The organism is Pseudomonas sp. EA_35y_Pfl2_R5, from assembly GCF_963970805.1.
In the GTDB taxonomy this organism is placed as follows: Bacteria; Pseudomonadota; Gammaproteobacteria; order Pseudomonadales; family Pseudomonadaceae; genus Aquipseudomonas.
This window is the reverse complement of sequence record NZ_CAXAOW010000003.1, coordinates 445,396-471,356: the sequence shown is the minus strand read 5'-3', so window position 1 is coordinate 471,356 and position 25,961 is coordinate 445,396. Positions and strand designations below refer to the sequence as shown.

General features: G+C 58.6%; 25 protein-coding genes. 15 read left to right on the top strand and 10 right to left on the bottom strand.

Annotated features, from left to right (window positions below):
* Positions 1 to 8 precede the first annotated feature (8 nt).
* The 7 genes from cysG to AACX99_RS09335 all read right to left on the bottom strand — a co-directional run bounded on the left by cysG (position 9) and on the right by AACX99_RS09335 (position 7,931).
* Positions 9 to 1,403 carry a siroheme synthase CysG gene (cysG, locus tag AACX99_RS09365; protein WP_339411239.1) on the bottom strand — a complete coding sequence of 465 codons (1,395 nt, stop codon included), beginning with the start codon at positions 1,401 to 1,403 and terminating at the stop codon, positions 9 to 11.
* A 73-nt stretch (positions 1,404 to 1,476) separates the two neighbouring features.
* Entirely contained in the window at positions 1,477 to 2,757 is a 1,281-nt protein-coding gene (gene serS / locus AACX99_RS09360) for a serine--tRNA ligase (protein ID WP_339411238.1), read from the bottom strand.
* A gap of 114 nt (positions 2,758 to 2,871) precedes the next feature.
* Complete coding sequence (crcB, locus tag AACX99_RS09355) at positions 2,872 to 3,252, bottom strand: fluoride efflux transporter CrcB (protein ID WP_339411236.1); 381 nt, start codon at positions 3,250 to 3,252, stop codon at positions 2,872 to 2,874.
* Complete coding sequence (locus tag AACX99_RS09350) at positions 3,249 to 4,574, bottom strand: replication-associated recombination protein A (protein WP_339411234.1); 1,326 nt, start codon at positions 4,572 to 4,574, stop codon at positions 3,249 to 3,251. Before AACX99_RS09350 ends, crcB begins: the two co-directional genes overlap by 4 nt.
* 34 nt (positions 4,575 to 4,608) lie before the next feature.
* Entirely contained in the window at positions 4,609 to 5,235 is a 627-nt protein-coding gene (gene lolA, locus AACX99_RS09345) for an outer membrane lipoprotein chaperone LolA (protein ID WP_339411233.1), read from the bottom strand.
* A gap of 28 nt (positions 5,236 to 5,263) precedes the next feature.
* Positions 5,264 to 7,669, bottom strand: coding sequence for a DNA translocase FtsK (gene ftsK, locus AACX99_RS09340; RefSeq protein ID WP_339411231.1), 2,406 nt, complete (start codon positions 7,667 to 7,669; stop codon positions 5,264 to 5,266).
* The gene (locus AACX99_RS09335; RefSeq protein WP_339411230.1) at positions 7,656 to 7,931 is read right to left on the bottom strand and encodes a hypothetical protein; all 276 of its coding nucleotides are present in this window, start codon (positions 7,929 to 7,931) and stop codon (positions 7,656 to 7,658) included. The genes ftsK and AACX99_RS09335 overlap by 14 nt, the downstream gene beginning before the upstream one ends.
* Here AACX99_RS09335 and trxB point away from each other — a divergent pair.
* The 4 genes from trxB to infA all read left to right on the top strand — a co-directional run bounded on the left by trxB (position 7,900) and on the right by infA (position 10,673).
* Entirely contained in the window at positions 7,900 to 8,850 is a 951-nt protein-coding gene (gene trxB, locus AACX99_RS09330) for a thioredoxin-disulfide reductase (RefSeq protein ID WP_090253685.1), read from the top strand. The two genes, AACX99_RS09335 and trxB, sit on opposite strands and share 32 nt — an antisense overlap.
* Before the next feature lie 60 nt (positions 8,851 to 8,910).
* A complete protein-coding gene (gene aat / locus AACX99_RS09325) occupies positions 8,911 to 9,591 on the top strand; it encodes a leucyl/phenylalanyl-tRNA--protein transferase (protein WP_339411227.1) in 681 nt (226 codons plus the stop codon).
* Between the two features lie 55 nt (positions 9,592 to 9,646).
* Positions 9,647 to 10,354, top strand: coding sequence for an arginyltransferase (locus tag AACX99_RS09320; RefSeq protein WP_339411226.1), 708 nt, complete (start codon positions 9,647 to 9,649; stop codon positions 10,352 to 10,354).
* A 100-nt stretch (positions 10,355 to 10,454) separates the two neighbouring features.
* Positions 10,455 to 10,673 (top strand): translation initiation factor IF-1, encoded by a 219-nt coding sequence (infA, locus tag AACX99_RS09315; RefSeq protein WP_002553999.1) that lies wholly within the window; start codon positions 10,455 to 10,457, stop codon positions 10,671 to 10,673.
* A gap of 101 nt (positions 10,674 to 10,774) precedes the next feature.
* Here infA and clpA read toward each other — a convergent pair whose 3' ends face one another.
* Positions 10,775 to 13,045: an ATP-dependent Clp protease ATP-binding subunit ClpA gene (gene clpA / locus AACX99_RS09310; RefSeq protein WP_339411224.1), complete on the bottom strand. Its 2,271-nt coding sequence runs from the start codon at positions 13,043 to 13,045 to the stop codon at positions 10,775 to 10,777.
* A gap of 29 nt (positions 13,046 to 13,074) precedes the next feature.
* Entirely contained in the window at positions 13,075 to 13,437 is a 363-nt protein-coding gene (clpS, locus tag AACX99_RS09305; RefSeq protein ID WP_090253676.1) for an ATP-dependent Clp protease adapter ClpS, read from the bottom strand.
* 228 nt (positions 13,438 to 13,665) lie between these two features.
* Here clpS and cspD point away from each other — a divergent pair, with 228 nt between their 5' ends.
* Entirely contained in the window at positions 13,666 to 13,929 is a 264-nt protein-coding gene (cspD, locus tag AACX99_RS09300) for a cold shock domain-containing protein CspD (protein ID WP_339411221.1), read from the top strand.
* A 78-nt stretch (positions 13,930 to 14,007) separates the two neighbouring features.
* Here cspD and icd read toward each other — a convergent pair whose 3' ends face one another.
* On the bottom strand, positions 14,008 to 15,264 hold the full coding sequence (gene icd / locus AACX99_RS09295) for an NADP-dependent isocitrate dehydrogenase (RefSeq protein ID WP_339411219.1): 1,257 nt from the start codon (positions 15,262 to 15,264) through the stop codon (positions 14,008 to 14,010).
* 362 nt (positions 15,265 to 15,626) lie between these two features.
* Here icd and AACX99_RS09290 point away from each other — a divergent pair, with 362 nt between their 5' ends.
* The 10 genes from AACX99_RS09290 to AACX99_RS09245 all read left to right on the top strand — a co-directional run bounded on the left by AACX99_RS09290 (position 15,627) and on the right by AACX99_RS09245 (position 25,653).
* Positions 15,627 to 17,852 carry an NADP-dependent isocitrate dehydrogenase gene (locus AACX99_RS09290; protein WP_339411217.1) on the top strand — a complete coding sequence of 742 codons (2,226 nt, stop codon included), beginning with the start codon at positions 15,627 to 15,629 and terminating at the stop codon, positions 17,850 to 17,852.
* Positions 17,853 to 17,977: 125 nt separating this feature from the next.
* A complete protein-coding gene (locus AACX99_RS09285; RefSeq protein WP_339411215.1) occupies positions 17,978 to 18,418 on the top strand; it encodes an NUDIX hydrolase in 441 nt (146 codons plus the stop codon).
* Between the two features lie 60 nt (positions 18,419 to 18,478).
* Positions 18,479 to 19,597 carry a tRNA 2-thiouridine(34) synthase MnmA gene (mnmA, locus tag AACX99_RS09280; RefSeq protein ID WP_339411213.1) on the top strand — a complete coding sequence of 373 codons (1,119 nt, stop codon included), beginning with the start codon at positions 18,479 to 18,481 and terminating at the stop codon, positions 19,595 to 19,597.
* Positions 19,594 to 20,214, top strand: a complete 621-nt coding sequence (gene hflD / locus AACX99_RS09275) for a high frequency lysogenization protein HflD (protein WP_339411211.1) — start codon at positions 19,594 to 19,596, stop codon at positions 20,212 to 20,214. Before mnmA ends, hflD begins: the two co-directional genes overlap by 4 nt.
* Positions 20,215 to 20,216: 2 nt before the next feature.
* Positions 20,217 to 21,077, top strand: a complete 861-nt coding sequence (locus AACX99_RS09270) for a DMT family transporter (protein ID WP_339411472.1) — start codon at positions 20,217 to 20,219, stop codon at positions 21,075 to 21,077.
* 86 nt (positions 21,078 to 21,163) lie between these two features.
* Positions 21,164 to 22,534, top strand: coding sequence for an adenylosuccinate lyase (purB, locus tag AACX99_RS09265; RefSeq protein WP_339411210.1), 1,371 nt, complete (start codon positions 21,164 to 21,166; stop codon positions 22,532 to 22,534).
* 78 nt (positions 22,535 to 22,612) lie between these two features.
* Positions 22,613 to 23,779, top strand: coding sequence for a ribosomal protein uL16 3-hydroxylase (locus AACX99_RS09260; RefSeq protein ID WP_339411209.1), 1,167 nt, complete (start codon positions 22,613 to 22,615; stop codon positions 23,777 to 23,779).
* Positions 23,772 to 24,197 (top strand): GNAT family N-acetyltransferase, encoded by a 426-nt coding sequence (locus AACX99_RS09255; protein ID WP_339411208.1) that lies wholly within the window; start codon positions 23,772 to 23,774, stop codon positions 24,195 to 24,197. The genes AACX99_RS09260 and AACX99_RS09255 overlap by 8 nt, the downstream gene beginning before the upstream one ends.
* An 8-nt stretch (positions 24,198 to 24,205) precedes the next feature.
* Positions 24,206 to 24,847: a DUF7931 domain-containing protein gene (locus AACX99_RS09250; RefSeq protein ID WP_339411206.1), complete on the top strand. Its 642-nt coding sequence runs from the start codon at positions 24,206 to 24,208 to the stop codon at positions 24,845 to 24,847.
* On the top strand, positions 24,844 to 25,653 hold the full coding sequence (locus AACX99_RS09245; protein WP_339411204.1) for a secretin N-terminal domain-containing protein: 810 nt from the start codon (positions 24,844 to 24,846) through the stop codon (positions 25,651 to 25,653). Before AACX99_RS09250 ends, AACX99_RS09245 begins: the two co-directional genes overlap by 4 nt.
* Positions 25,654 to 25,961: the final 308 nt, after the last annotated feature.

Sequence of the window (25,961 nt, the reverse complement as noted above, 5' to 3'; positions counted from 1 at the left end):
ACCGAGGCTCAATCCTGAGCAGCGGCATCTTCAAACCAGGCCAGTTTTTCGCGTAGCTGCACCACTTCGCCAACGATCACCAGGGTCGGTGCATGCACCTCATGCTCCGCCACCAGCTCGGCCAGGTTGGCCAACGTACCGGTAAACACTCGCTGATTCTGCGTGGTGCCCTGCTGGATCAATGCCGCTGGGGTTGTCGCGGCGCGACCATGGGCAATCAATTGCTGACAGATGATCGGCAGACCCACCAGCCCCATGTAGAACACCAGGGTCTGGCTGCTGGCCGTAAGCTCGCCCCAGGGCAAATTGCTGCTGCCATCTTTCAGATGGCCGGTGACAAAACGTACTGATTGCGCATGATCACGGTGGGTCAGCGGGATACCGGCATAAGCCGCGCAGCCTGAGGCGGCGGTGATGCCCGGGACCACCTGGAAGGGAATGCCGTGAGCGGCCAGCTCTTCGATTTCCTCACCGCCGCGGCCGAAGATAAACGGATCACCGCCTTTCAGACGCAAAACGCGTTTGCCTTGTTTGGCCAGGCTGACCAAACGCTGGTTGATCTGCTCCTGCGGCACGGCATGCTCGGCGCGCTGTTTACCGACATAAATACGCTCGGCATCACGACGGCACAGTTCGATAATCGCCGGGGCCACTAGGCGGTCATACAGCACCACATCGGCCTGTTGCATCAGGCGCAAGGCGCGGAAGGTCAGCAGATCAGGATCACCCGGCCCAGCACCAACCAGATACACCTCGCCAAGGGTGCGCGGAGCTATCCCGGCGATTTTCTCTTCCAGTTGGCGCTGACCTTCCTGCAGTTTGCCGGCGAATACGCTTTCGGCGACCTGCCCCTGGAACACATCCTCCCAGAACACCCTGCGCTGCTGTACATCCGGGAACAGCGCTTTGACCTGGGCACGAAAGCGCTTGGCCAGACCGGCTAGCTGGCCGTAGGTTGCAGGAATCCAGGTTTCGATCTTGGCGCGAATCAGCCGGGCCAGCACCGGTGCATCACCGCCACTGGTGATAGCGACGATTAGCGGCGAGCGGTCGACAATGGCGGGGAAAATCACGCTACACAGCTTCGGTGCATCCACCACGTTGACCGGAATGCCCAAGGCCTGGGCCTCGGCTGAGATTTGCGCATTCAGCGGTTCGTCATCGGTTGCGGCAATGATCAGGGCCACACCCTGCAGGTCAGCCGACTGATAATCACGCAGCCGCACCTCGCCACTACGCGCACTGGCCATTTCACGTAGTTCATCACGAATCTCCGGCGCGACTATCCGCAGCGTCGCGCCGGCATCACTGAGCAAGCGCGCCTTGCGCACGGCAACTTCGCCGCCACCGACCACCAGTACCAGGCGATCCTGCAGTTTGTGGAACAGGGGCAGAAAATCCATGACGTACGCTCTCAATCGGGCAAACAAAACGGGGCGGCACTGGCCGCCCCGTCACAGGTAACTGAAATCCGGATTAACCGATGATTTCGATACCGCCCATATAGGGCTTCAGCACGTCCGGAACGCGGATGCTGCCATCGGCCTGCTGGTAGTTCTCCAGCACAGCTACCAGCGTGCGACCGACTGCCAGGCCGGAGCCGTTGAGGGTGTGCACCAGTTCGGGCTTGCCGGTTTCCGGGTTGCGGTAGCGCGCTTGCATGCGGCGGGCCTGGAAGTCACCACAGTTGGAGCACGAAGAAATTTCACGGTACTTGTCCTGGCTCGGCACCCAGACCTCCAGGTCATAGGTCTTCACCGCGCCGAAACCCATATCACCAGTGCACAGCGCCAGTTTGCGGTATGGCAACTCAAGCAGCTGCAGCACACGCTCGGCATTGGCAGTCAGGCTTTCCAGCGCTTCAAAGGATTTGCTCGGCTCGACGATCTGCACCATCTCGACCTTGTCGAACTGGTGTTGACGGATCATGCCGCGGGTATCACGGCCGGAAGCGCCGGCTTCACTGCGGAAGCACGGGGTGTGGGCGACCAGCTTCAGCGGCAGCAGCTTGGGATCAAGGATCTCGCCGGCGACGATATTGGTCAGCGACACTTCAGCGGTCGGAATCAGGTACAGATCCGCCTCGCCTTCACGGCTGATCTTGAACAGGTCTTCCTCGAACTTCGGCAGCTGCCCGGTGCCTTGCAGCGCCGGAGCCTGCACCAGATAAGGCGTATAGGCTTCTTCATAGCCGTGCTCGCCGGTGTGCAGGTTGATCATGAACTGAGCCAGAGCGCGGTGCATGCGCGCAATCGGACCGCGCAGCAGGGCAAAGCGCGCGCCGGACAGTTTGGCGGCGGTCTCGAAATCCAGCCAGCCGTGCTGCTCGCCAAGGGCAACGTGATCCTGAATCGGGAAATCGAAGCTGCTCGGCGTGCCCCAACGGGAGACTTCAACGTTTCCCTCTTCATCTTCACCAACCGGCACCGACTCATGCGGCAAGTTGGGGATATTCAGCAACAGGTTATCGAGTTCGCTCTGAATGCTGTCGAGGTCACGCTTGCCCTGCTCCAGATCGCTGCCCATCTGGTCCACTTCTGCCAGCAGCGGCGCAATGTCTTCACCTCGCTGCTTGGCTTGGCCAATGGATTTGGAGCGACTGTTACGTTCGGCTTGCAGCTGCTCGGTGCGGGTCTGCAGCGTCTTGCGCTTAGCCTCAAGCGCTTCAAAGCGGGCAACATCAAGGACAAATCCACGGGCGGCCAGGCGCTCGGCCACTTCATGGAGCTGGGTACGAACGAGTTTGGAATCAAGCATGTTCTGGTCTCAACACATCACAAGGGTTTGCATGGCTTTGGCCATGACGCGCAATGCCGCGCAGTTTAAGGCTTTAACAGGCTTGGGTGCCAGACCGCGCGTTAGCCGCTGCGGTTACTGATAAAGGCGCGCCAGGGCAAAGCCGCCCCAGACGGCAAGTACACCGCCGACCACGCTGCACAGCAGGTAGGCGAAGGCCTCGTTGTGGCGGCCGCCTTCAAACAGTTTGAGCAGTTCAAGGCTGAAAGAGGAAAAAGTGGTAAAGCCGCCCAGCAGGCCGATGATCAGGCCGCTGCGCAATTCGATGGGCAGGTCGCTGCGCAGCAGAAACAGGCCTGACAACAGACCGATCAACAGGCAGCCGAGAATATTGACGGTAAAGGTGCCCAGGTAGAAATGCCGTGGCCAGTGGGCAACAACCCAGCTGGCGGTGAGAAAGCGCAGCACTGCGCCTACGGCTCCGCCGAGGGCAACGGCCATGGCGACACGAATCATGGTTTTCTCCGCTGCCTAGGGCTATTGCGGTCCTGGTTGTGCAAATGCTGCAGCTTGTCGCGAATCTTCAGTTCCAGGCCGCGTGGCACCGGCTGATAATACTCGCGTGGTTCTAGGGTTTCGGGGAAGTAATCCTCCCCCGCCGCATAGGCATCGGGCTCGTCGTGGGCGTAGCGGTACTCGTCGCCATAACCCAGCTCTTTCATAAGCTTGGTCGGCGCGTTACGCAGGTGCAGCGGCACCTCTTGGGAGCCATGTTCGGCGGCGTCGCGCATAGCGGCCTTGAAGGCGTTGTAGACCGCATTGCTTTTCGGCGCGCAGGCTAGGTAGACAATCGCCTGGGCCACCGCCAGTTCGCCCTCCGGGCTGCCCAGACGTTCCTGCACATCCCAGGCATTCAGGCACAGGGTCAAGGCACGCGGGTCGGCGTTGCCAATATCCTCACTGGCCATGCGCACCACGCGGCGGGCGATATACAGCGGATCACAGCCGCCATCGAGCATGCGCGCAAACCAGTACAACGCGCCGTCCGGGCTGGAACCGCGTACGGATTTGTGCAGCGCCGATATCTGGTCGTAGAAAGCTTCGCCGCCCTTGTCGAAGCGCCGACGGGTATCGCCGAGCAGATTGAGCAGCAATTCGCTGCCGATCTCACTGCCGTCTTCAGCAAGGTCCGCGGCGTTTTCCAGAAAGTTGAGCAAGCGCCGGCCATCGCCATCGGCGGCGGCCTGGAGAATCTTGAAGCTTTCTTCCGGCAGGCTCAGCTGACGCTCGCCCAGGCCTTTCGGGTCGTTTAAAGCGCGCTCAACCAATTTGCGAAGCGCGCTTTCATCCAGGCTTTTCAGCACATACACGCGAGCCCGTGAGAGCAAGGCGTTATTTAGCTCGAACGAAGGATTTTCCGTGGTGGCCCCGATAAAGATCAGCGTGCCGTCTTCCACGTACGGCAGGAAGGCATCCTGCTGCGACTTGTTGAAGCGGTGCACCTCATCAACAAACAGGATGGTCTGACGGCCATATTGCGCGGCATGTTGCTGCGCCACTTCCACGGCCTGGCGAATTTCCTTGACCCCGGAGAGCACGGCGGAAATCGTCTCGAAATGCGCATCAGAAACCTGCGCCAGCAGCCGCGCCAGGGTGGTCTTGCCGACGCCTGGCGGGCCCCAGAAGATCATCGAATGCAGCGCGCCCTGCTCCAGCGCTTCACGCAAGGGTTTGCCACGGGCCAGCAAGTGCTCCTGGCCGACGTACTCATCCAAGCTGGCTGCACGCAAACGGGCAGCCAGGGGTTGAGCAACGGAAGCCTTGCGAAACAGATCCATGACTGCGCTTTAACGCCTCTTGCCCTTGAGCCTTCTACTCTTGAATCACGTCCGCGCCGGCCGGAATCTCGAAGGTGAACTGCGCATCGTCCTGCGGCTCATTCATTTTCACGTTGAGAAACAGAATATTGGTGCGCTGGCCGATGCTGTCGATCAGCTGCATATCGTTGAGCACTTTGTTGCGGAACGACAGGCGCAAGCTGTCGAACAGGGTGTCCTTGGATTTTGGCTTGAGGATGAAATCGACCACATTGCCGCCCTCGTTGTGGCTGATCTCGAAGTTCTCACGGATCTTCGATACATCGCCGGACAGCAACAGCGCCGGGGTGTGGGTCAGGCGCTGATCGAGGGTCTGAATGGTCACCTGTTGCAGATCCGGGTCATACAGCCAAACCTTCTCACCATTGGAGACCAGCAGCTGCTCCATTGGCGCATCGGTGTGCCAGCGGAACAGGCCCGGACGCTTCAATGAGAGCTGGCCGGCGGTTTCCTGCAGCTGGGTACCGCTGCCATCCAGGGTCAGTTGGGAAAAGCGCGCGTTGATGGTTTGCGCCTGGTTGAGCAGCTCGGTCAGACGCTGCACGGCAACTTCATCGTCGGCCATGGCGGCAACGCTGGTAAAACTCAGTACGGTCAGCAACAACATGCGAATCAGGCGCATGGGACTCCTTATCAGATCGGGCTAGGCATTAATCGCGAACAGGGCTTGGTGCTATGACCTCGCGAGAGCCATTGGTGTTCATTGAGGTGACGACGCCAGCCATTTCCATGGCTTCAATCATCCGCGCGGCGCGGTTGTAGCCGATCTTCAGCTTGCGCTGCACGGCAGAAATAGACGCACGGCGACTTTCCAGCACGAAATTGACCGCTTCATCATAAAGAGGGTCGGACTCACTGCCTTCACCACTGCCCTCGCCGCTACCGCCCTCAAAACCACTACCGGACTCCTCGACGCCATTGAGAATGTCATCGATATAGTCAGGCGTGCCGCGCTGTTTCCAGGCTTCGACCACCCGGTGCACTTCATCATCAGAAACGAAGGCGCCGTGTACGCGAATGGGCAAGCTGGTCCCGGGCGGCATATAGAGCATGTCGCCATGGCCGAGGAGCTGCTCTGCGCCGCCCTGATCGATGATGGTGCGCGAATCGATCTTGCTCGACACCTGAAACGCCATGCGAGTCGGGATGTTGGCCTTGATCAGACCGGTAATCACATCCACCGAGGGGCGCTGGGTTGCGAGAATCAGGTGAATTCCGGCTGCGCGAGCTTTCTGCGCGATACGCGCAATCAACTCTTCAACCTTCTTGCCGACGATCATCATCATGTCGGCGAACTCGTCGACCACTACCACGATGGTCGGCAGGGTTTTCAACAGTGGTGCTTCGTCGTGCATGCTTTCGCGCTTGTACAGCGGGTCGCTCAATGGCTCGCCGGCCTCTTCGGCGTCCTTGACCTTGCGGTTGAAGCCGGCCAGGTTGCGCACGCCCATCTTCGACATCAGTTTGTAGCGGCGCTCCATCTCAGCCACCGACCAGCGCAGGGCGTTGGCGGCTTCCTTCATGTCGGTTACTACCGGGCACAGCAGGTGCGGGATGCCTTCGTAGATCGACAGTTCAAGCATTTTCGGGTCAATCATGATCAAGCGCGCCTCTTCCGGCGTGGACTTGAACAGAATCGACAGGATCATTGCGTTAACCCCAACCGACTTACCCGAGCCGGTAGTACCGGCCACCAGCAGGTGGGGCATTTTCGCCAGGTCGGTAATCACCGGTTTGCCGCCAATATCATGGCCCAGGGCCAAGGTAACGGGCGACTTGGCTTCGTCATACTCAGGCGACGACAGCACTTCGGAGAAGCGCACGATCTGCCGGTCTTCGTTGGGGATTTCGATGCCGACAGTGGTCTTGCCCGGAATCACTTCCACCACGCGTACGCTGATAATCGCCATCGAGCGCGCAAGATCCTTGGCCAGGCCAGAAATACGGCTGACCTTGATCCCTGCCGCCGGCTGGATCTCGAAACGGGTAATTACCGGACCAGGATGCACGGACTCGACGATAACCTCGACACCAAACTCCTTGAGTTTGATCTCAAGCAAGCGCGACATGGCTTCCAGATGTTCAGGCGAATATTTCTTCTGAACCTTCTCTGCCACATCGAGGATCGAAATCGGCGGAAGGCTGCCGGCTAGGGCACTGTCTTCAAACAGATTGACCTGTTTCTCTTTGAGCACGCGCTTGCTCGGCTCAGGTGCTTTCGGGGCGGTCGGCGGCGTGATCACTGGGGCTGGGCGGTTCACCCGCTCACTCATGTGTTTGTTCAGCGACTCTTCGCGCTCGATCAGGCGTTCTTTGACCTTGGCCTGCTCACGGCGATCCAGCACGATTGGTGCGGAGACTTCACTGACGCGCTCATCAACTTCCCGTAACTGCGCCACCAACTGCTTACGTTCAGCCCGCGCACTCCACCAACGGTTGGCCAGACTCTGGATCAGCTCGATCAGGTCGAGGGTGATTTTCCCGGTCAGGTCCATCACCTTGAACCAGGACAGGTCAGTGAAGACTGTCAAACCGAAGAGAAATAGCGCGATCAGCAGCAGCGTGCTGCCCTGCACATTCAGCGTATTAATCGCCAGCACACCCAGACTTTCGCCCAGCGCGCCGCCTGCAGAGGCCGGCATGCTGGAACTGGCATAGAAATGGATATAGGCCAGCGCGGCACCGGATAGCACCAAAAAAACCAGGCCGATCAGCCGCCAGGAAAACAGCCAACCGCTCCATTGCCACGGCTGATGGCGGGCGCGAAATACCTGCAGGGTTTTTACCGCCAACAGCAGCGGGAACAGATAGGCAAAATAGCCCAGCGCCATAAACAGGATGTCGGCAAACCAGGCACCGGCGCGGCCGGCGGCGTTCTGTACCTGTTCGACATTGCTGGTGTGCGTCCAGCCGGGATCGGCCGCATCGTAGGTCAGCAGGGCCATCCAGAGATAAAGGCAAAGTGCGCCCAGGCCAATCAGCGCGCCTTCTTTAAGTCGATAAGGCAGCTGCTGACGCCAGATAGGGGCTTGTGCGGTTGGGCTAGATTTCTTCAAAACGCATCTGTTCCTGCGCCAGAGGCGCCGAATAATTGGTTAACGGCAAAATATGCAGCAATTGTACGGGTTTAACCGCACCATACCAGACCAAGCTGTATGCATAAACAGCTATAGCGGTTGACTCCCGCTCTTCGCCCGCTTCGGTGTAGCATATCCGCCAATATCTTCCGTGCGGCTCAATTGGAGCATGCATTCTCTTTTGTGACAAAGGCTTATGAGGTGTTTTTATGAGCGAAGTCAAGCATTCACGCTTGATCATCCTGGGCTCTGGCCCTGCCGGTTATAGCGCTGCCGTTTACGCTGCCCGCGCCAACCTCAAGCCCGTGATCATTACCGGCATCCAGCCCGGCGGTCAGCTGACCACCACCACCGAAGTGGACAACTGGCCTGGCGATGTTGAAGGTCTGACCGGCCCGGCGCTGATGGAACGCATGCAAAAGCACGCCGAGCGCTTTGAAACCGAGATCGTCTACGACCACATTCACACCGCCGAGTTGCAGTCCCGCCCTTTCACTCTGAAAGGCGACAGTGGTACCTACACCTGTGACGCACTGATTATCGCCACGGGTGCATCGGCGCAGTACCTGGGCCTGCCGTCCGAAGAAGCGTTTTCCGGCAAGGGTGTATCGGCGTGCGCCACCTGTGACGGTTTCTTCTATCGCAACCAGGTAGTAGCGGTGATTGGCGGCGGCAATACCGCCGTTGAAGAAGCGCTGTACCTGTCGAATATCGCCAAAGAAGTGCACCTGGTGCATCGCCGCGACAAGCTGCGCTCGGAAAAGATTCTTCAGGACAAGCTGTTCGACAAAGCAGCCAACGGCAACGTGGTGCTGCACTGGAACCACGCACTGGAAGAAGTGCTGGGCGACAACACCGGTGTAACTGGCGCGCGCCTGAAAGATACACAGAGCGGTGTGAGCAAAGACCTGCCGTTGGCCGGCGTGTTTATCGCCATCGGCCATAAGCCCAATACCGAGCTGTTCCACGGCCAGCTGGAAATGCGCGACGGCTATCTGCTGATCAAAGGTGGCAATGAAGGCAATGCCACCGCTACCAGCATTGAAGGTGTATTTGCCGCAGGCGACGTGGCTGACCACGTTTACCGCCAGGCCATCACCTCCGCCGGTGCCGGCTGTATGGCCGCGCTGGATGTCGAGAAATTCCTCGACGACAATTGATTCATTCAGGGCGGACGCTCAGTCCGCCCTGCCCTCCTCTTTCCAAATCCGGCCCTGCACATGCTGACGTGGCTGCAACGCGATTCACTGGATTTCCCGCCCCTCAATAAAGCCCTGCGCGAGCCCAATGGCTTGCTGGCCGCTGGTGGCGATCTACGCCCCGAGCGTTTGATCCAGGCTTATCGGCACGGCTGCTTTCCTTGGTTCCAAGATGGTCAGCCGATTCTCTGGTGGTCGCCGGACCCGCGCACCGTGCTGCTGCCTGAACAGCTGCACGTTTCGCGCAGCCTTGGCAAAGTGCTGCGCCAGGGCCGTTATCGGGTGACCTTTGATCAGGCTTTCACTGACGTGATCCGCGCCTGCGCAGCGCCACGCAGCTATGCAGCAGAAACCTGGATCACCAGTCCCATGCAGGACGCTTACTTGGAACTGCACCAGCGCGGTATAGCTCATTCGGTTGAGGTTTGGCGTGATAGCGAGCTGGTTGGCGGGCTCTATGGTCTGGCCATGGGGCAGCTGTTCTTTGGTGAATCGATGTTCAGTCGCGCAGACAACGCCTCCAAGGTGGGTTTTGTCACGCTGGTTGAACAATTGAAAGACTGGGGCTTTGTGTTGATCGATTGCCAGATGCCGACCGAGCACCTGCTCAGTCTCGGCGCGCAGACAATTTCCCGTACCGCGTTTGCCGGCTACCTGAGCGCTCATCTAGATCAATCCAGCCGAGCCGATTGGGTCGCCTAGGCGAGGGCGCCAGCCTGGCTTACACTTGATTCAAGCCCGACCCTGAGAGTCGATCATGACTGAGCTGGCCCGCCTGAAGTTTTACGCCACTCAACCGCACCCCTGCAGCTATCTGCCCGACGAGCAGGCCACAACCCTGTTCCTCGATCCCAGCCAGCCCATGGATGCGGATGTTTATGCTGAGCTTTCGGAAATGGGCTTTCGTCGCAGCGGCGACCACCTCTATCGCCCGCACTGCCAACGCTGCACCGCCTGCGTCCCTGCACGCATTCCTGCCGCGCAGTTCAGCCCGAATCGTCAGCAACGGCGTATTTTCAAGCGTAATCAGGACATTCAGGTCCGCCTGGTGCGCCCGGCATTTACCGAAGAGTATTACGCGTTGTATGTGCGCTACATTGAGCAACGGCATGCCGATGGCGATATGTACCCGCCCAACCGCGAACAATTTTCTACCTTTCTGGTGCGCGATCTGGCCTTCTCGCGCTTCTACGAATTCCGCCAAAACAACCGCCTGCTGGCAATTGCTGTAACCGATGTACTGCCCAATGGACTGTCCGCGGTATACACATTTTATGAACCGAACGAGGAGCGCCGCAGCCTCGGGCGCTTTGCCATCCTCTGGCAAATTGCCGAAGCGGCGCGTTTGGGGCTACATGCGGTCTATCTGGGCTACTGGATCAAGAACTGCCGCAAGATGAATTACAAGACTCAGTACCGGCCCATAGAGCTGTTCGTCAATCAACGCTGGGTCAGACTTAACTGAAGCCCTTGGCGCAAACCCCAAATTTCGGGCACAATGCACGCCGCTTTTGCCTGGCGCCAGTTGCACCGGGCCATTCATTGGATACCGAGGGCTTTACTGCATGTCGAAAGAAGACAGCTTCGAAATGGAAGGCACTGTCGTCGACACCCTGCCCAACACCATGTTCCGTGTGGAGTTGGAAAATGGGCACGTCGTTACTGCGCACATCTCCGGAAAGATGCGCAAAAATTACATCCGCATTCTGACTGGCGACAAAGTTCGTGTTGAACTTACGCCTTATGACTTGAGCAAAGGCCGCATTACTTACCGCGCCCGTTAACAGGCCAGCGAAAACTTAGGTTTCCCGGCATCTGTTACACCAAGCTCCAGTAAAAACGCCCGGCAATGCCGGGCGTTTTTGTGCGCGTAATGAGACTAAGTCTAGGCCATTTCTGCCGTGGTTTCGAAATCAAAGGTCAGCTCACCACCTTCGATGTCGATATGCACCACACCACCGTGTTCAGCCAACTCACCAAACAGAATCTCTTCCGCCAGCGGACGCTTGATCTTGTCCTGGATCAAACGCGCCATCGGCCGAGCACCCATCTGCACATCGTAACCGCTCTCTGCCAACCAGCTACGCGCGGCATCGCTGACTTCCAGCGTGACGCGCTTGTCCTCAAGCTGCGCCTGCAGCTCGGTGAGGAACTTGTCGACGATGCTTTTGATCACTTCGTGGCTCAGGCGGCCGAACTGGATAATGGTATCCAGGCGGTTGCGGAACTCTGGAGTGAAGCTCTTCTTGATCACTTCCATGGCATCAGACGAGTGGTCCTGATAGGTGAAGCCAATGGATGCCCGCGCTGCGGTTTCAGCACCTGCGTTAGTGGTCATGATTACGATCACGTTGCGGAAGTCCGCCTTACGGCCATTGTTATCGGTCAAGGTGCCGTGGTCCATCACCTGTAGCAGCAGGTTAAAGACTTCCGGGTGAGCCTTCTCGATCTCATCCAGTAGTAATACGCAATGCGGTGTTTTAGTTATCGCCTCGGTTAATAGACCGCCTTGATCGAAGCCGACATAGCCCGGCGGCGCACCGATCAGGCGCGAAACCGTGTGGCGCTCCATGTACTCGGACATATCGAAACGAACCAGCTCAACGCCCATCGCCTTGGCCAACTGGCGGGCGGCTTCGGTTTTACCCACCCCCGTAGGGCCGGCAAATAGGAAAGAGCCTACCGGCTTGTCAGGCGCTTTGAGTCCAGCACGGGACAGCTTGATCGCAGTCGACAGCGAGTCAATCGCAGCGTCCTGGCCAAATACGGTGAGTTTGAGGTCGCGCTCGAGGTTACGCAGAAGTTCTTTATCCGAACTGCTGACGTGCTTCGGCGGAATGCGGGCGATTTTCGCCACGATGTCTTCGACCTGTGCCACATCGATACGCGTCAGGCGTTTTTCCACCGGCTGCAGCCGCTGGTAGGCCCCAGCTTCATCGATTACATCAATGGCCTTGTCCGGCATATGCCGATCATTGATATAGCGCGAGGCGAGCTCAGCCGCCGCGCGTAGGGCCTCATCGCTGTATTCGATGCTGTGATGCTGCTCGAAGCGACCTTTCAGACCCCGCAGAATGCCGATGGTATCTTCCACCGAGGGCTCAACCACATCAACTTTCTGGAAGCGACGCGCCAGGGCGCGGTCTTTCTCGAAGATGCCGCGGAATTCCTGGAAGGTCGTTGAACCGATGCAGCGTATTTCACCCGAAGACAGCATAGGCTTCAGTAAGTTGGACGCATCCATTACTCCACCCGACGCAGCACCAGCGCCGATAATGGTGTGGATTTCATCGATAAACAGAATGGCGTGGGGGCGCTTACGCAGCTCATTGAGCAAAGCTTTCAAGCGTTTCTCGAAATCACCGCGGTATTTGGTACCAGCCAGCAGTGCGCCGAGATCCAGCGAATAGACCACGCTGTCGGCCAACAGATCAGGTACCTGGTTATCGACGATGCGCTTGGCCAGGCCTTCAGCAATCGCGGTTTTACCGACACCGGCTTCACCGACCAATAGCGGATTGTTCTTACGCCGCCGCGCAAGAATCTGCGCCACACGTTCGACTTCCGACTCACGGCCGACCAATGGATCAATACGCCCCTGACGAGCCAGCTCGTTCAAGTTACTGGCATAAGCATCCAGCGGATTGCTCGAGCTGGCGGATTCGCCGCCCTCCTCGTCCTGCATTTCCTGCTCGGTTTCCGAATGGCCACCATGGCCCGGCACCTTGGAGATGCCGTGGGCAATGAAGTTGACCACATCGATACGCGCGACGCTCTGCTGCTTGAGCAGAAACACAGCCTGGCTTTCCTGCTCGCTAAAAATCGCCACCAGTACGTTGGCGCCGGTCACTTCACGCTTGCCGGAACTTTGCACGTGGAAAACCGCGCGCTGCAGAACACGCTGAAAACCCAGGGTAGGCTGCGTTTCGCGTTCTTCGTCGTGTTGGGGAATCAGCGGCGTGGTGGAGTCAATAAACTCCTGCAGATCATGCCGTAGCTTGTCTAGATTGGCCCCGCATGCGCGCAGCACACTAGCGGCGGCCTCGTTATCCAGGAGGGCCAGCAACAAATGCTCAACCGTCATAAATTCATGACGCTTGGTACGAGCCTCCTTGAAAGCCAGATTGAGGGTGACTTCGAGCTCTCGATTTAACATAGCTTCACCTCATGCCCAAGTGGCCGGCGTTAACCGTCCTTCTCTATTTCACAGAGTAGCGGATGCTGGCTCTCTCTCGCATATTGATTCACCTGTGTCGCTTTGGTTTCAGCAATATCGCGGGTAAACACTCCACACACTGCCCGCCCCTCTGTATGGACGGTCAGCATGATTTTGGTCGCCATCTCTCGATTCAGGTTGAAAAACACCTCGAGAATCTCGACCACGAAATCCATGGGCGTGTAGTCGTCGTTAAACAAAATCACTTTATACATAGGAGGCGCCTGCAGGGCGGGCTTGGATTCCTGAACGGCTAAGCCGAAGGAATCGTCCTCATGCTCTGCGGGGCGATCCTGATTGAATGTTAGTCGAATCTGGCTACGTGCATGCATGCTGAATAGCTTCGTTGATGGGCGAATAGTCTGTGCTAGACAGAGTTTGAACGGCTTCTCAGCCAGTTACAGCATTGCCTTGACTATCGGCAAAACGGTGTTACAAACAATGAATACCCAGCGTGGGTATTAAGGGGTTTCACAGCTTTGTCGACTCCCGTCAAGCAAAGCGTGGAATTGAAGTGGATGATACTCCAGTGATGGAGTCCTTTGCAGAGGGATATCAGCATGGTTAGCGGTAAGGTCAAGTGGTTCAACAACGCCAAAGGCTATGGGTTCATCCTGGCCGATGGTCGAGATGAGGACCTGTTCGCCCACTACTCGGCTATCCAGATGGACGGCTATAAAACGCTGAAGGCTGGCCAGCCGGTAAGCTTCGATATTATTCAAGGTCCAAAAGGACTCCACGCCGTAAACATCAGTGCGGCTACTGCCGCCAGTGAAGTGCCCGCCGCAGTCAAGCAACACCAGGGCGCAACGGTTGAAGTCTGATTAGAGTCACCTGGGCAGTTAATCGCCCACAAAAAAGGCCGGTCATTTGACCGGCCTTTCTTTATTTCACTGATTGGCTTACATATGCGAAATCAGTGCGTCACCGAATGCCGAGCAGGACAGCAGCTTGGCGCCGTCCATCAGGCGCTCGAAATCATAGGTCACAGTCTTGGCCGAGATAGCGCCGTTGGTACCCTTGATGATCAAGTCGGCCGCTTCGGTCCAGCCCATGTGGCGCAGCATCATTTCCGCAGAGAGAATCAGTGAACCGGGGTTCACCTGATCCTTACCAGCGTACTTCGGCGCAGTGCCGTGGGTGGCTTCAAACATCGCAACGGTGTCGGACAGGTTCGCACCTGGAGCGATACCGATACCGCCCACTTCGGCCGCCAGGGCATCTGACAGATAGTCGCCGTTGAGGTTGAGAGTAGCGATTACGTCGTACTCAGCCGGGCGCAGCAGGATTTGCTGCAGCATGGCGTCGGCGATGGCGTCTTTAACGATGACGTTCTTACCGGTTTTCGGGTTCTTGAACTGCATCCAAGGACCGCCATCGAGCAGGGTTGCGCCGAATTCTTCAGCAGCAATTTCGTAGGCCCACTCTTTGAAGGCACCTTCAGTGAACTTCATGATGTTGCCTTTGTGCACGATGGTCAGCGAGTCGCGGTCGTTATCGACTACATACTGCAGCGCTTTCCGTGCCAGACGCTTGGTACCTTCTTTGGAGACCGGCTTGACGCCGATACCGCAGTCCTGATCGAAGCGAATCTTGGTTACACCCATTTCCTCTTTGAGGAACTTGATGACCTTGGTTGCTTCCGGCGAGCCAGCTTTCCACTCGATGCCTGCGTAGATGTCTTCCGAGTTCTCACGGAAGATGGTCATGTCGACGTCGCCAGGCTTTTTCACCGGGCTTGGCACGCCTTCGAACCAGCGCACTGGGCGCAGGCAGACGTACAGGTCGAGTTGCTGACGCAGGGCCACGTTCAGAGAGCGGATGCCGCCACCGACTGGAGTGGTCAGCGGGCCCTTGATGGAAACGACGTAGTCTTTGACCGCATCCAGTGTTTCCTGAGGCAACCAAGTGTCCTGATCGTAAACCTGAGTGGCTTTCTCGCCTGCGTAAACTTCCATCCAGGAGATCTTGCGCTCGCCGCCGTAGGCTTTCTGTACGGCTGCATCAACGACTTTGATCATCACCGGGCTGATATCGACACCGATACCATCCCCTTCGATAAAGGGGATAACTGGATTGTTCGGTACGTTCAGGGATGTATCGGCATTGACGGTGATTTTGTCACCGGTGGCAGGCACCTGGATCTTTTGGTATCCCATGCTGGACTCCGTCTTGTGGTTAAAACAGTCAGATCGCCCCAGAGTAACCCACTTGAATCGGGCGAAACCATATGTTCGTTGGTCTTATGCGCCAAGGCATTCTGCGAGGCGTTAGCGCGGTGGTATACTTCACAGATGACTAACAGGTCATAAGGCGCGGATCGTTTAAACAGGTTGTCCGCCTCTTGAAACCGTCGAACTGCTACAGCGCTTCAACGGCTCGAAACGCTCAACACTCTACTGGTGCATCCAACATCACCGCGGCAAGTTCTCGACTTCTGGCTCATCCATATGGGCCTCAGCGCTTACCTGCGCATGTCGAGTGGCTATGCACGCTCAGCAAAGAAGAGAGTTCACTCAGAATGTCCACCCCCTCGAAGATCATCTACACCTTCACCGACGAAGCCCCAGCCCTTGCGACCTATTCGCTTCTGCCTATTGTAGAAGCCTTCGCAGCCTCTGCTGAGATTGCCGTCGAAACACGCGACATCTCTCTTGCAGGGCGCATCCTTGCAAGCTTTGCTGACCAGTTGGATGCTGACAAGCAAATCGCCGACGACCTCGCCAAGCTGGCCGTACTGGCCACTTCGCCAGACGCCAACATCATCAAACTGCCAAACATCAGTGCCTCGGTGCCGCAGCTAAAAGGAGCAATCGCCGAACTGCAAGCCCAAGGCTTTAACATCCCGAATTTCCCGGAAGACCCGCAAACTGACGCCGAAAAAGACGCCAGTGCCCGCTACAGCAAAGTGCTTGGCAGCGCGGTCAACCCGGTGCTGCGTGAGGGCAACTCAGACCGCCGTGCGCCAGCCGCGGTCAAAGCCTTCGTGCGTAAGCACCCGCACTCCATGGGCAAGTGGAGCATGACCTCGCAGTCCCACGCCGATTACATGCGCGGCGGCGATTTCTTCTCCAGCGAGCAGTCGATCACCATGGCCAAAGCCGGTGACGTCCGTATTGAGTTCGTCGGCAAGGACGGCAAGGTCGAAGTCAAGAAACAGCTCGCCCTGCAGGAAGGCGAAGTCTTCGACAGCATGTTTATGAGCTGCCGCAAGCTGCGCGATTTCTTCGAGCGCACCCTGCAGGACTGCAAGGAAAACGGTGTGATGTGGTCCCTGCACGTCAAGGCGACCATGATGAAGGTCTCCCATCCGATCGTCTTCGGCCACGCTGTCAGCGTCTACTACAAGGATGTGTTCGATAAATACGGCAAGCTGTTCGAAGAGCTGGGCGTTAACCCGAACAACGGCATCAGTAGCGTTTACGACAAGATCAAATCCCTGCCAGCGTCGCAGCAGGAAGAAATTCTCGATGACATCCACGCCTGCTACAGCCACCGCCCGGAAATGGCCATGGTTGACTCGGTCAAGGGCATCACCAACCTGCACATCCCAAGCGACGTAATCGTCGACGCCTCGATGCCGGCGATGATTCGCAGCTCCGGGCAGATGTGGGGCAAGGACGGCAAGCTCAAGGACACCAAAGCGGTGATGCCGGAAAGCACCTACGCCCGCATCTATCAGGAAATGATCAATTTCTGCAAAACCAACGGCGCGTTCAACCCCACCACCATGGGCAGCGTGCCGAACGTTGGCCTGATGGCACAGAAGGCCGAAGAGTACGGTTCCCACGACAAGACCTTTGAAATGAGTGCCGATGGCACCATGCGCGTGGTGCTGGCCGATGGCACCGTGCTGATGCAGCACGAAGTTGAAGCCGGCGACATCTGGCGCGCCTGCCAAACCAAGGATGCGCCGATCCGCGATTGGGTCAAGCTGGCCGTAACCCGTGCTCGCCAGTCCAATACTCCGGCAGTTTTCTGGCTCGATCCAGAACGCGCCCACGACCGCGAACTGCAGAAGAAAGTCGAAACCTACCTGCAGGAACACGACCTGACCGGTCTGGACATCCGCGTCATGGATTACAACCAGGCCATCCGTGTAAGCATGGAACGCCTTATTCGCGGCCAGGACACCATTTCGGTGACCGGCAACGTGCTGCGCGACTACCTGACCGACCTGTTCCCGATCATGGAACTGGGCACCTCGGCCAAGATGCTCTCTATCGTACCGCTGATGGCCGGTGGCGGCATGTATGAAACCGGGGCTGGCGGCTCGGCACCCAAGCACGTGCAGCAGCTGATCGAGGAAAACCACCTGCGCTGGGATTCGCTGGGTGAATTCCTGGCTCTGGCGGTTTCTCTGGAAGAAACCGGGATCAAGACCAACAACCCGAAAGCCAAACTGCTGGGCACCACCCTCGACGCGGCCACCGGCAAGTTGCTGGACAACAACAAGTCGCCATCGCGCAAAACCGGCGAGCTGGACAACCGTGGTAGCCACTTCTACCTGGCGCTCTACTGGGCTCAGGAACTGGCCGCACAGAACGATGATGCCGAACTAAAAGCGCAGTTCGCGCCACTGGCCAAAACTCTGACCGAGAATGAAGCAACCATCGTTGCCGAACTCAGCGCCGTGCAGGGCAAGGCCGTGGATATCGGTGGCTACTACCGCTCCAACCCGCAACAGACCAGTCAGGTCATGCGCCCGAGCGCGACCTTCAATGCCGCACTCGCTGCGCTGAACTAAAACGTAGCGCCCTGTGCCCTCGGGCACAGCAACACCACAAACCCCGGCCCCGTGCCGGGGTTTGTGCATTCAGAGCAAAGAGAATCAGGCTAAGATCGCCTTTTCTCATAACAGGTAGCATTTTCATGCAGTGGCAGCCGCACATCACCGTGGCCACGGTCATCGAAGACCAGGGCCGTTTTCTGTTGGTCGAAGAAATGGCCGAAGGCCGCGCCGTGTTCAACCAGCCTGCTGGCCACCTGGAAGCCAACGAAAGCCTGCTGCAGGCCGCGCTGCGCGAAACCCTCGAAGAGACCGGCTGGGATGTCGAGTTAACTGGAGTTACCGGCATTTACCTGTACACCGCCCCCAGTAACGGCATCACCTACCAGCGCGTGTGTTTTGCCGCCAAACCCTTACAGCAGCGACCCAATCACCCGTTGGATGACGGCATCATCGGCCCACGCTGGCTAAGCCGAGACGAGCTGGCAGCTCAACCCGAACGTTGGCGCAGCGAATTGGTATTGCGCTGCATTGATGACTACCTGAGCGGACAGTGTTTTCCCCTGAGCCTGATCCGCGATTAACGGCCACACCTCCGCGCCTGCTAGAATCGCCCTCTTTTTAAGCCCGTGCCCAGTACCCCCATGTCAGATCCAACTACTCAGCGCGTAATCGTCGGCATGTCCGGCGGCGTCGACTCCTCCGTTTCCGCCCTGCTCCTGCTTGAGCAGGGGTATCAGGTCGAAGGCCTGTTTATGAAGAACTGGGACGAGGACGACGGCACCGAATATTGCACCGCCATGGACGATTTGGCCGATGCCCAGGCCGTGTGCGACAAGATCGGCATCAAGCTGCACACCGCCAATTTTGCCGCCGAATATTGGGACAACGTGTTCGAGCACTTCCTCGCCGAATACAAGGCCGGGCGCACGCCGAACCCGGACATCCTGTGCAACCGCGAGATCAAGTTCAAAGCCTTCCTCGACTACGCGCTGATGCTCGGTGCAGACTTGATCGCCACCGGCCACTATGTACGCCGCCGTGATATCGACGGACGCACTGAGCTGCTCAAGGGTCTCGATCCAAACAAGGATCAGAGCTACTTCCTGCATGCGGTCGGTGGCGAGCAGATCGCCAAGACCCTGTTCCCAGTCGGCGAGCTGGAAAAGCCAGCGGTGCGTGCCATCGCCGAGAAATACGCACTGGCCACAGCGAAGAAGAAGGACTCCACCGGCATCTGCTTTATCGGCGAACGGCGTTTCAGTGATTTCCTCAAGCAGTACCTGCCAGCCCAACCCGGCAATATCGAAACCACTGAAGGCGAAATCATCGGGCGCCATCACGGCCTGATGTATCACACCATTGGTCAGCGCCAGGGTTTGGGCATTGGTGGTTTGAAAGACGCCAGTGACGAGCCCTGGTACGTCCTGCACAAAGACCTGACACGCAATGTACTGGTGGTCGGCCAGGGTAATGAGCACGCATGGTTGTTCAGCCGCTCCCTGCTCGCCTCAGAGATTTACTGGGTTAACCCGATTGATCTGAGCGCGCCGCGCGAGCTGACCGCCAAGGTGCGTTATCGCCAGAGCGATCAAACCTGCACGCTGGAGAAAACCGCCAGCGGCTACCGCGCCGTATTCAATGAACCGCAGCGCGCCGTGACCCCGGGCCAGTCCGTGGTGTTCTACGACGGTGAAATCTGCCTCGGTGGCGGCGTGATTGAAGCCGCCGAGCCTTGGTCTGCGCGGGAGCAACGGGCTTGAATCCTATCCGCGAACAATTGATCGCCCTCGGCGCTGTATTCGAATCGGCGGTATTGGTCGACAAGCTGGCGCGTACTGGCCAGGTCGGCAAGCCGGCCGTAGCCTGCATGATCAACAGTTTGCTGGTGCGCGACCCAAAAGACACGCTGGATGTTTACGGCGGCGATGACCTCAACCTGCGCGACGGCTATCGCGCCCTGGTTGGCGCCTTGGAGCGCGACCCGGCCAGTCTGCAGCGTGATCCGCTGCGTTATGCCCTGGCCCTGCTCGCGTTGGAGCGTCAGCTGGATAAGCGTGGCGACATGCTGCAAGTCATGGGCAGCCGCCTCGACCAGGTGCAGCAACAGGTCGAACACTTCGGCCCGACCCATGAAAACGTCATCGCCAACTGCGCCAGCCTTTATCAGGACACCATCAGTACCTTCCGCCAGCGCATTCAGGTGCAAGGCGATATGCGCCACCTGCAACAGGCCAACAATGCGGCGAAGATTCGCGCGCTGCTGCTCACCGGTATTCGTTCTGCACGCCTGTGGCGCCAACTGGGCGGGCATCGCTGGCAGATGGTGTTCAGCCGCAGCAAGTTGCTCAAGGAACTCTACCCGCTGTTGCGCGCGTGACCATGGGCACCCGCTCGGTTAAACCCGTTCAGGGTGCCGCACTGCTCGCGCTGTCGGCCTTGCTGTTTTCCCTGATGGGCGTCGGCATTCGCGAGGTCTCGGTCAGCGTCAACAACGAGTCAGTGGTGTTCTTTCGCAATTTGGTCGGCGTGCTGTTCTTTATGCCGCTGATTCTGTTCAAAGGCCTGCGTCCACTCAAAACCACCCGCCTGAAATCCCACCTGTGGCGCACTACCTACGGCCTGGCGGCGATGTACTGCTTCTTCTACGCCATTGCCCACCTGCCGCTGGCCGACGCCATGTTGTTCACCTACTCTGCGCCGCTGTTTACCCCGCTGATTGCCTGGTGGTGGCTCAAGGAGCCGCTGAGCAAACGCATGCTGCTAACCACCGTGGTGGGCCTGATTGGCGTGCTGCTGGTGGCCAAACCCTCTGCGGCGCTGCTCGACAGTCATGCCTTGATTGGCCTGGCCGCCAGTGTGATGGCCGCCTTTGCCTTTGTATCGATCCGCGAGATGAGTGATACCGAGCCTGCGTATCGCATCGTGTTCTATTTTTCGCTGTTCAGCGCCCTGATCTCGGCCATCCCATTGACCTGGGCCTGGCAGCCGATGAGTGAACACGACCTCTGGCTGCTGTTGGCAATTGGTCTGTTGGCCACCGCCAGTCAGATCATCATGTCCAAGGCTTACAGCCTGGCGTCGCCCGGGCTGATCGGTCCCTTTGCCTACCTGGCAATTGTATTTGCAGGGCTGATCGCCTGGCTGCGCTGGGGAGAAACCCCAGATCTGACCTCGCTAATCGGTGCAGCGCTGATTTTCAGTGCCAGCCTGCTGTCGATTGCACGAAGCAAACGCAGCTGAACGGTCGCAGCCAATCGCGATTCAGCGGCCGATTTCATGTATGATATGCGCCCTTTTCAATGCCCGATTGTCCGAGAACGCCTCCCATGCAGCTTTCCTCGCTCACCGCGGTTTCCCCCGTTGATGGCCGCTATGCCGGCAAAACCAGCGCACTGCGCCCAATTTTCAGCGAATACGGCCTGATCCGTTTCCGCGTCCTGGTTGAAGTGCGCTGGTTGCAGCGCCTGGCCGCCCACGAAGGTGTTGCCGAAGTCGCGCCCTTCTCCGCCGAAGCCAACGCCGTGCTCAATGAGCTGGCTGACAACTTCGCCGTCGAGCACGCCGAGCGCGTAAAAGAAATCGAGCGCACCACTAACCACGACGTAAAAGCCGTGGAATACCTGCTCAAGGAACAGGCAGCCAAGCTGCCTGAGCTGGACAAGGTCAGCGAATTTATCCACTTCGCCTGCACCAGCGAAGACATCAACAACCTGTCCCACGCCCTGATGCTGCGCGCCGGCCGTGACGACGTGCTGCTGCCACTGATGCGTCAGACCGCCGAGGCCATCCGTGAACTGGCGATCAAATTCGCCGACGTGCCGATGCTTTCGCGCACCCACGGTCAGCCGGCCTCGCCGACCACCCTGGGCAAGGAACTGGCTAACGTCGTTTATCGTTTGGAGCGGCAGATTGCTCAGGTCGCGGCCGTACCGCTGCTGGGCAAGATCAATGGCGCCGTGGGCAACTACAACGCCCACCTGTCGGCCTACCCGCAGATCGACTGGGAAGCCAACGCCCGTCAGTTCATCGAAGGTGACCTGGGCCTGCAGTTCAACCCTTACACCACGCAGATCGAGCCGCACGACTACATCGCCGAGCTGTTCGACGCCATCGCCCGCTTCAACACCATCCTGATCGACTTCGATCGCGACATCTGGGGCTATATCTCCCTCGGCTATTTCAAGCAGCGCACCATTGCTGGCGAAATCGGTTCCTCGACCATGCCGCACAAGGTCAACCCGATCGACTTCGAAAACTCCGAAGGCAACCTGGGTATCGCCAACGCACTGTTCCAGCACCTGGCCAGCAAACTGCCGATCTCGCGCTGGCAGCGCGACCTGACCGACTCCACCGTACTGCGTAACCTCGGTGTCGGTTTTGCTCACAGCGTTATCGCCTACGAAGCCAGCCTCAAGGGAATCAGCAAGTTGGAGCTCAATGCTCAACGTATTGCTGAAGACCTGGACGCCTGCTGGGAAGTGCTCGCCGAGCCGATCCAGACCGTGATGCGCCGCTACGCCATCGAGAACCCCTACGAGAAACTCAAGGAGCTGACTCGCGGCAAGGGCATCAGCCCCGAAGCGCTGCAGACCTTTATCGACGGCCTGGATATGCCAGCCGCCGCCAAGGCCGAGCTCAAGCTCCTGACCCCAGCCAGCTACATCGGCAACGCGGTCGCCCAGGCCAAGCGCATCTAACCGGCAACAGCCTCCCAGACGCCCGGCTGCGCCGGGCGTTTTTATTTATGGGTATTTATTTACTTCAAGGGCTTAGCGATGAATCCTGATACTCCGCTGCAACTGTTGGGTGGCCTTACTGCTCGCGAGTTCATGCGTGACTACTGGCAGAAGAAACCCCTGCTGGTACGCCAGGCCATCCCCGGTTTTGAGAGCCCGATTTCCCCCGACGAGCTGGCCGGCCTGGCGCTGGAAGAAGAAATCGAATCGCGCCTGGTCATCGAACATGGCGAGCGCCCCTGGGAGCTGCGCCGTGGCCCGTTCGCCGAAGATGCCTTCGCCGAGCTGCCCGAGCGCGACTGGACCCTATTGGTGCAGGCGGTCGACCAGTTCGTCCCGGAAGTGGCCGAAATGCTGGAAGAGTTCAAATTTCTGCCCAAGTGGCGCATCGATGATGTGATGGTCAGCTTCGCCGTACCTGGCGGCGGCGTTGGCCCGCACTTCGACAACTACGATGTGTTCCTCCTGCAGGGCTACGGCAAGCGCCGCTGGCAGGTCGGTCAGGTGTGCGATTCCGACAGCCCAGTGCTGCAACACGCGGATCTGAAGATCCTCGCTGAATTCGTTAAAACTGAAGAATGGGTTCTGGAACCCGGCGACATGCTTTATCTGCCGCCGCTTCTGGCCCACTGTGGTACCGCTGAGGATGACTGTATGACGTATTCCGTAGGCTTCCGCGCGCCAAGCGCCGCTGAAGTTCTGACCCATTTCACCGATTTTCTCGGCCAGTTCCTGCCTGACGAAGAGCGCTACAGCGACGCAGACGCGCAGCCGACCAGCGACCCAACGCAGATCCAGCGCGATGCCCTGGATCGTCTCAAGGCCCTGCTCACCGAACACATGAGCGATGAGCGCCTACTGATGACCTGGTTCGGCCAGTTTATGACCGAACCCAAGTACCCGGAGCTGATTGCCGGCATCGAGATCGACGAAGAAGGCTTCCTCGCTGGCCTGGAAAATGGCGCGATCCTGATCCGCAACCCCAGCGCGCGCATGGCCTGGTCGGAAGTCGGCGACGACCTGGTGCTGTTCGCCAGCGGCCAGAGCCGCCTGCTTTCGGCCAGCCTGCGTGAGCTGCTGAAACTGGTCTGCTCCGCCGATGCTCTGCATATCGAAAACCTCGGCGCGTGGCTTGCCGATGAGGAAGGGCGTAACCTGTTGGTTGAACTGGTCAAGCAAGGCAGCCTGGAGTTTGCTGATGAGTGAGATACACGTTCGCCTGGCCGACTGGCAGAAGGACAACGCTGACCTGCGGCGCATTCGCGAAACCGTGTTTATCGCGGAACAAGCGGTGCCAGCGGAGCTCGAATGGGATGCCGAAGACGCTGATGCCGTGCATTTTCTCGCCCTGGAAGGCGACTACCCGATCGGCACAGCTAGGCTGCTGCCCGACGGCCATATCGGCCGGGTGTCGGTACTCAAGGACTGGCGCGGCTTGAACGTGGGTGTGGCGCTGATCCAGGCGGTGATCGCGGAAGCGGAAAAACGCGGCCTGACGCAACAAATGCTCAGTGCCCAGGTGCACGCCACTGCCTTCTATGAAAAGCTCGGGTTTGCCATCGTCAGCGGGGAATACCTCGACGCCGGCATCCCCCACGTGGACATGGTGCGTCATAGCGCCTAGAGGCCAAGATGAACGACGAAAACGCCCCGAGTGACGCCACCGAGCCGCAAGAGCCCTCAGAGCTTCCTGCCATCGAGTTTCAGTCACCGGGGCGTTTTGCTGTGCACAATCCGGGCAGCCCCAGCCCGGATAGCCCACGTGCAGAGCCGGCGCCGTTTATCCTCGGCGCGCACACTACGCTGGAGCGCTTCAGCCAGCCCGAACAAGCACGCGCTCACGCACTGGCTCTGCTGCAACAGGCGCAGCGCAGCTTGTGTATCTACAGTCACGACTTGGAGCCTTGGCTTTATCATCACAGCAGCGTGCAGGACGCCTGTACCCGTTTTCTCCTGGCAAGCCCGCGCAATCAACTGCGCATTCTGCTGCGCGACCCCAGCCGTGCAGTCAAGGAAGGCCACCGTTTGCTCAGCCTTTCGCGCCGACTGTCCTCCAACCTGCAGATCCGCAAGCTGCACCCGGACTACCCTAGTGAGGAGCTGGCGTTTCTGTTGGCAGATGATCGCGGTTTGCTGCTCTTGCCAGAAATTGGCCAGGCCAGCGGCTATGCCCTGTACCAAGACCCCGGTCGCAATCGCCAGCGCCGTGCACAATTTGATCAAGCCTGGGACACCAGCATCACCGACGCTGATTTACGGAGTTTTCTGCTATGAAGGTTCGTGCCCTGCTCGCCGCCGCGCTGTTGAGTTGTAGCCTATCCATCAGCGCCGCTACCGAAGTGATTCCGCTGAACTTCCGCACGGCTGATGAAGTGCTGAGCGTGGTGCAATCGGTGCTCGGTCATGAGGGCAAGGTCAACGCCTATGGCAACCAACTGATCGTCAATGCCGAACCAGCGAAGATTGCCGAGGTGCGCGCCCTGCTGCTGCAACTCGATACCGAACCGCGCCGCCTGCTGATCAGCGTCGACACCAATGAATCGGGCTTTCAATCTGATCGCGGCTATCGCGCCGATGGCACGATCAGCGCCGGCGATGCCGAGGTGCAGATCGGCCAGGGCGAAATTAATGGCCGCGACCAGGTGCGCATCATCCGCCGCAGCACCGACAGTCGCAGCGGCGGCACCCAACAGGTGCAGGCCACCGAGGGTTATCCCGCACTGATCCAAGTCGGTCAGAGCGTGCCGCTGACCACCCGCGGGCGGGATGCCTACGGCCAGCCCTACAGCAATACCCAGTACCGCAACGTCACCCGTGGTTTCTACGTCACCGCCAGCCTCAGTGGTGAGCGGGTGCATCTAAATATCAGCAGCAACCGTGACCGTCTCAGCCAATCGCAGCCCGGCGCCATCGATGTGCAAAGCACCGATACCCGTGTCAGTGGACGGCTGGGCGAGTGGATCAGCATTGGCGGCGTTAGCGAGCAAAGCCAGAGCGAACATGGCGATTTTCTGCAACACCGCTCAACCCAGGGACGTGAAGACATGAACATGCGCGTCAAGGTCGACGTGGTGAACTAACCCGCGACGCCCCGCCATCACACTGGGCCGCCCAGGCCCGGTGCCAATAACCACTCATCGGTTGATCTTCGCCGTCGCCGCAAAGCAAATACCTCACAGCCATAGCCCAAGCCCGCAAACCGCCGGGTAGAGCCGTAAAAGCTGACTTGTCGGTCGCTTCTGGATTTATGTAGTAGTCATTCGAAAAGCACTACAAAATTATTGACGAAGGCTTTTGGCAGAGGCATGATGGCCCCGCTCCCGCTAATCAGAGGCGCTGAAAGGCCCTCCGAATCGCGCTCCAACTTACCGTCCGAGCCGATTTGCGT

What these genes read in the sequence shown, in the direction of transcription:
- AACX99_RS09285 (WP_339411215.1), top strand. Translation starts at nt 17,978, where the DNA reads ATGCAGTGGCAGCCGCACATCACCGTGGCCACGGTCATCGAAGACCAG.
- trxB (WP_090253685.1), top strand. Translation starts at nt 7,900, where the DNA reads ATGAGCGAAGTCAAGCATTCACGCTTGATCATCCTGGGCTCTGGCCCT.
- clpS (WP_090253676.1), bottom strand. Translation starts at nt 13,437, where the DNA reads ATGCATGCACGTAGCCAGATTCGACTAACATTCAATCAGGATCGCCCC.
- AACX99_RS09250 (WP_339411206.1), top strand. Translation starts at nt 24,206, where the DNA reads ATGAACGACGAAAACGCCCCGAGTGACGCCACCGAGCCGCAAGAGCCC.
- mnmA (WP_339411213.1), top strand. Translation starts at nt 18,479, where the DNA reads ATGTCAGATCCAACTACTCAGCGCGTAATCGTCGGCATGTCCGGCGGC.
- AACX99_RS09260 (WP_339411209.1), top strand. Translation starts at nt 22,613, where the DNA reads ATGAATCCTGATACTCCGCTGCAACTGTTGGGTGGCCTTACTGCTCGC.
- AACX99_RS09335 (WP_339411230.1), bottom strand. Translation starts at nt 7,931, where the DNA reads ATGATCAAGCGTGAATGCTTGACTTCGCTCATAAAAACACCTCATAAG.
- icd (WP_339411219.1), bottom strand. Translation starts at nt 15,264, where the DNA reads ATGGGATACCAAAAGATCCAGGTGCCTGCCACCGGTGACAAAATCACC.
- AACX99_RS09350 (WP_339411234.1), bottom strand. Translation starts at nt 4,574, where the DNA reads ATGGATCTGTTTCGCAAGGCTTCCGTTGCTCAACCCCTGGCTGCCCGT.
- infA (WP_002553999.1), top strand. Translation starts at nt 10,455, where the DNA reads ATGTCGAAAGAAGACAGCTTCGAAATGGAAGGCACTGTCGTCGACACC.
- AACX99_RS09290 (WP_339411217.1), top strand. Translation starts at nt 15,627, where the DNA reads ATGTCCACCCCCTCGAAGATCATCTACACCTTCACCGACGAAGCCCCA.
- lolA (WP_339411233.1), bottom strand. Translation starts at nt 5,235, where the DNA reads ATGCGCCTGATTCGCATGTTGTTGCTGACCGTACTGAGTTTTACCAGC.
- cysG (WP_339411239.1), bottom strand. Translation starts at nt 1,403, where the DNA reads ATGGATTTTCTGCCCCTGTTCCACAAACTGCAGGATCGCCTGGTACTG.
- clpA (WP_339411224.1), bottom strand. Translation starts at nt 13,045, where the DNA reads ATGTTAAATCGAGAGCTCGAAGTCACCCTCAATCTGGCTTTCAAGGAG.
- AACX99_RS09320 (WP_339411226.1), top strand. Translation starts at nt 9,647, where the DNA reads ATGACTGAGCTGGCCCGCCTGAAGTTTTACGCCACTCAACCGCACCCC.
- cspD (WP_339411221.1), top strand. Translation starts at nt 13,666, where the DNA reads ATGGTTAGCGGTAAGGTCAAGTGGTTCAACAACGCCAAAGGCTATGGG.
- serS (WP_339411238.1), bottom strand. Translation starts at nt 2,757, where the DNA reads ATGCTTGATTCCAAACTCGTTCGTACCCAGCTCCATGAAGTGGCCGAG.
- crcB (WP_339411236.1), bottom strand. Translation starts at nt 3,252, where the DNA reads ATGATTCGTGTCGCCATGGCCGTTGCCCTCGGCGGAGCCGTAGGCGCA.
- AACX99_RS09270 (WP_339411472.1), top strand. Translation starts at nt 20,217, where the DNA reads ATGGGCACCCGCTCGGTTAAACCCGTTCAGGGTGCCGCACTGCTCGCG.
- AACX99_RS09245 (WP_339411204.1), top strand. Translation starts at nt 24,844, where the DNA reads ATGAAGGTTCGTGCCCTGCTCGCCGCCGCGCTGTTGAGTTGTAGCCTA.
- purB (WP_339411210.1), top strand. Translation starts at nt 21,164, where the DNA reads ATGCAGCTTTCCTCGCTCACCGCGGTTTCCCCCGTTGATGGCCGCTAT.
- AACX99_RS09255 (WP_339411208.1), top strand. Translation starts at nt 23,772, where the DNA reads ATGAGTGAGATACACGTTCGCCTGGCCGACTGGCAGAAGGACAACGCT.
- aat (WP_339411227.1), top strand. Translation starts at nt 8,911, where the DNA reads ATGCTGACGTGGCTGCAACGCGATTCACTGGATTTCCCGCCCCTCAAT.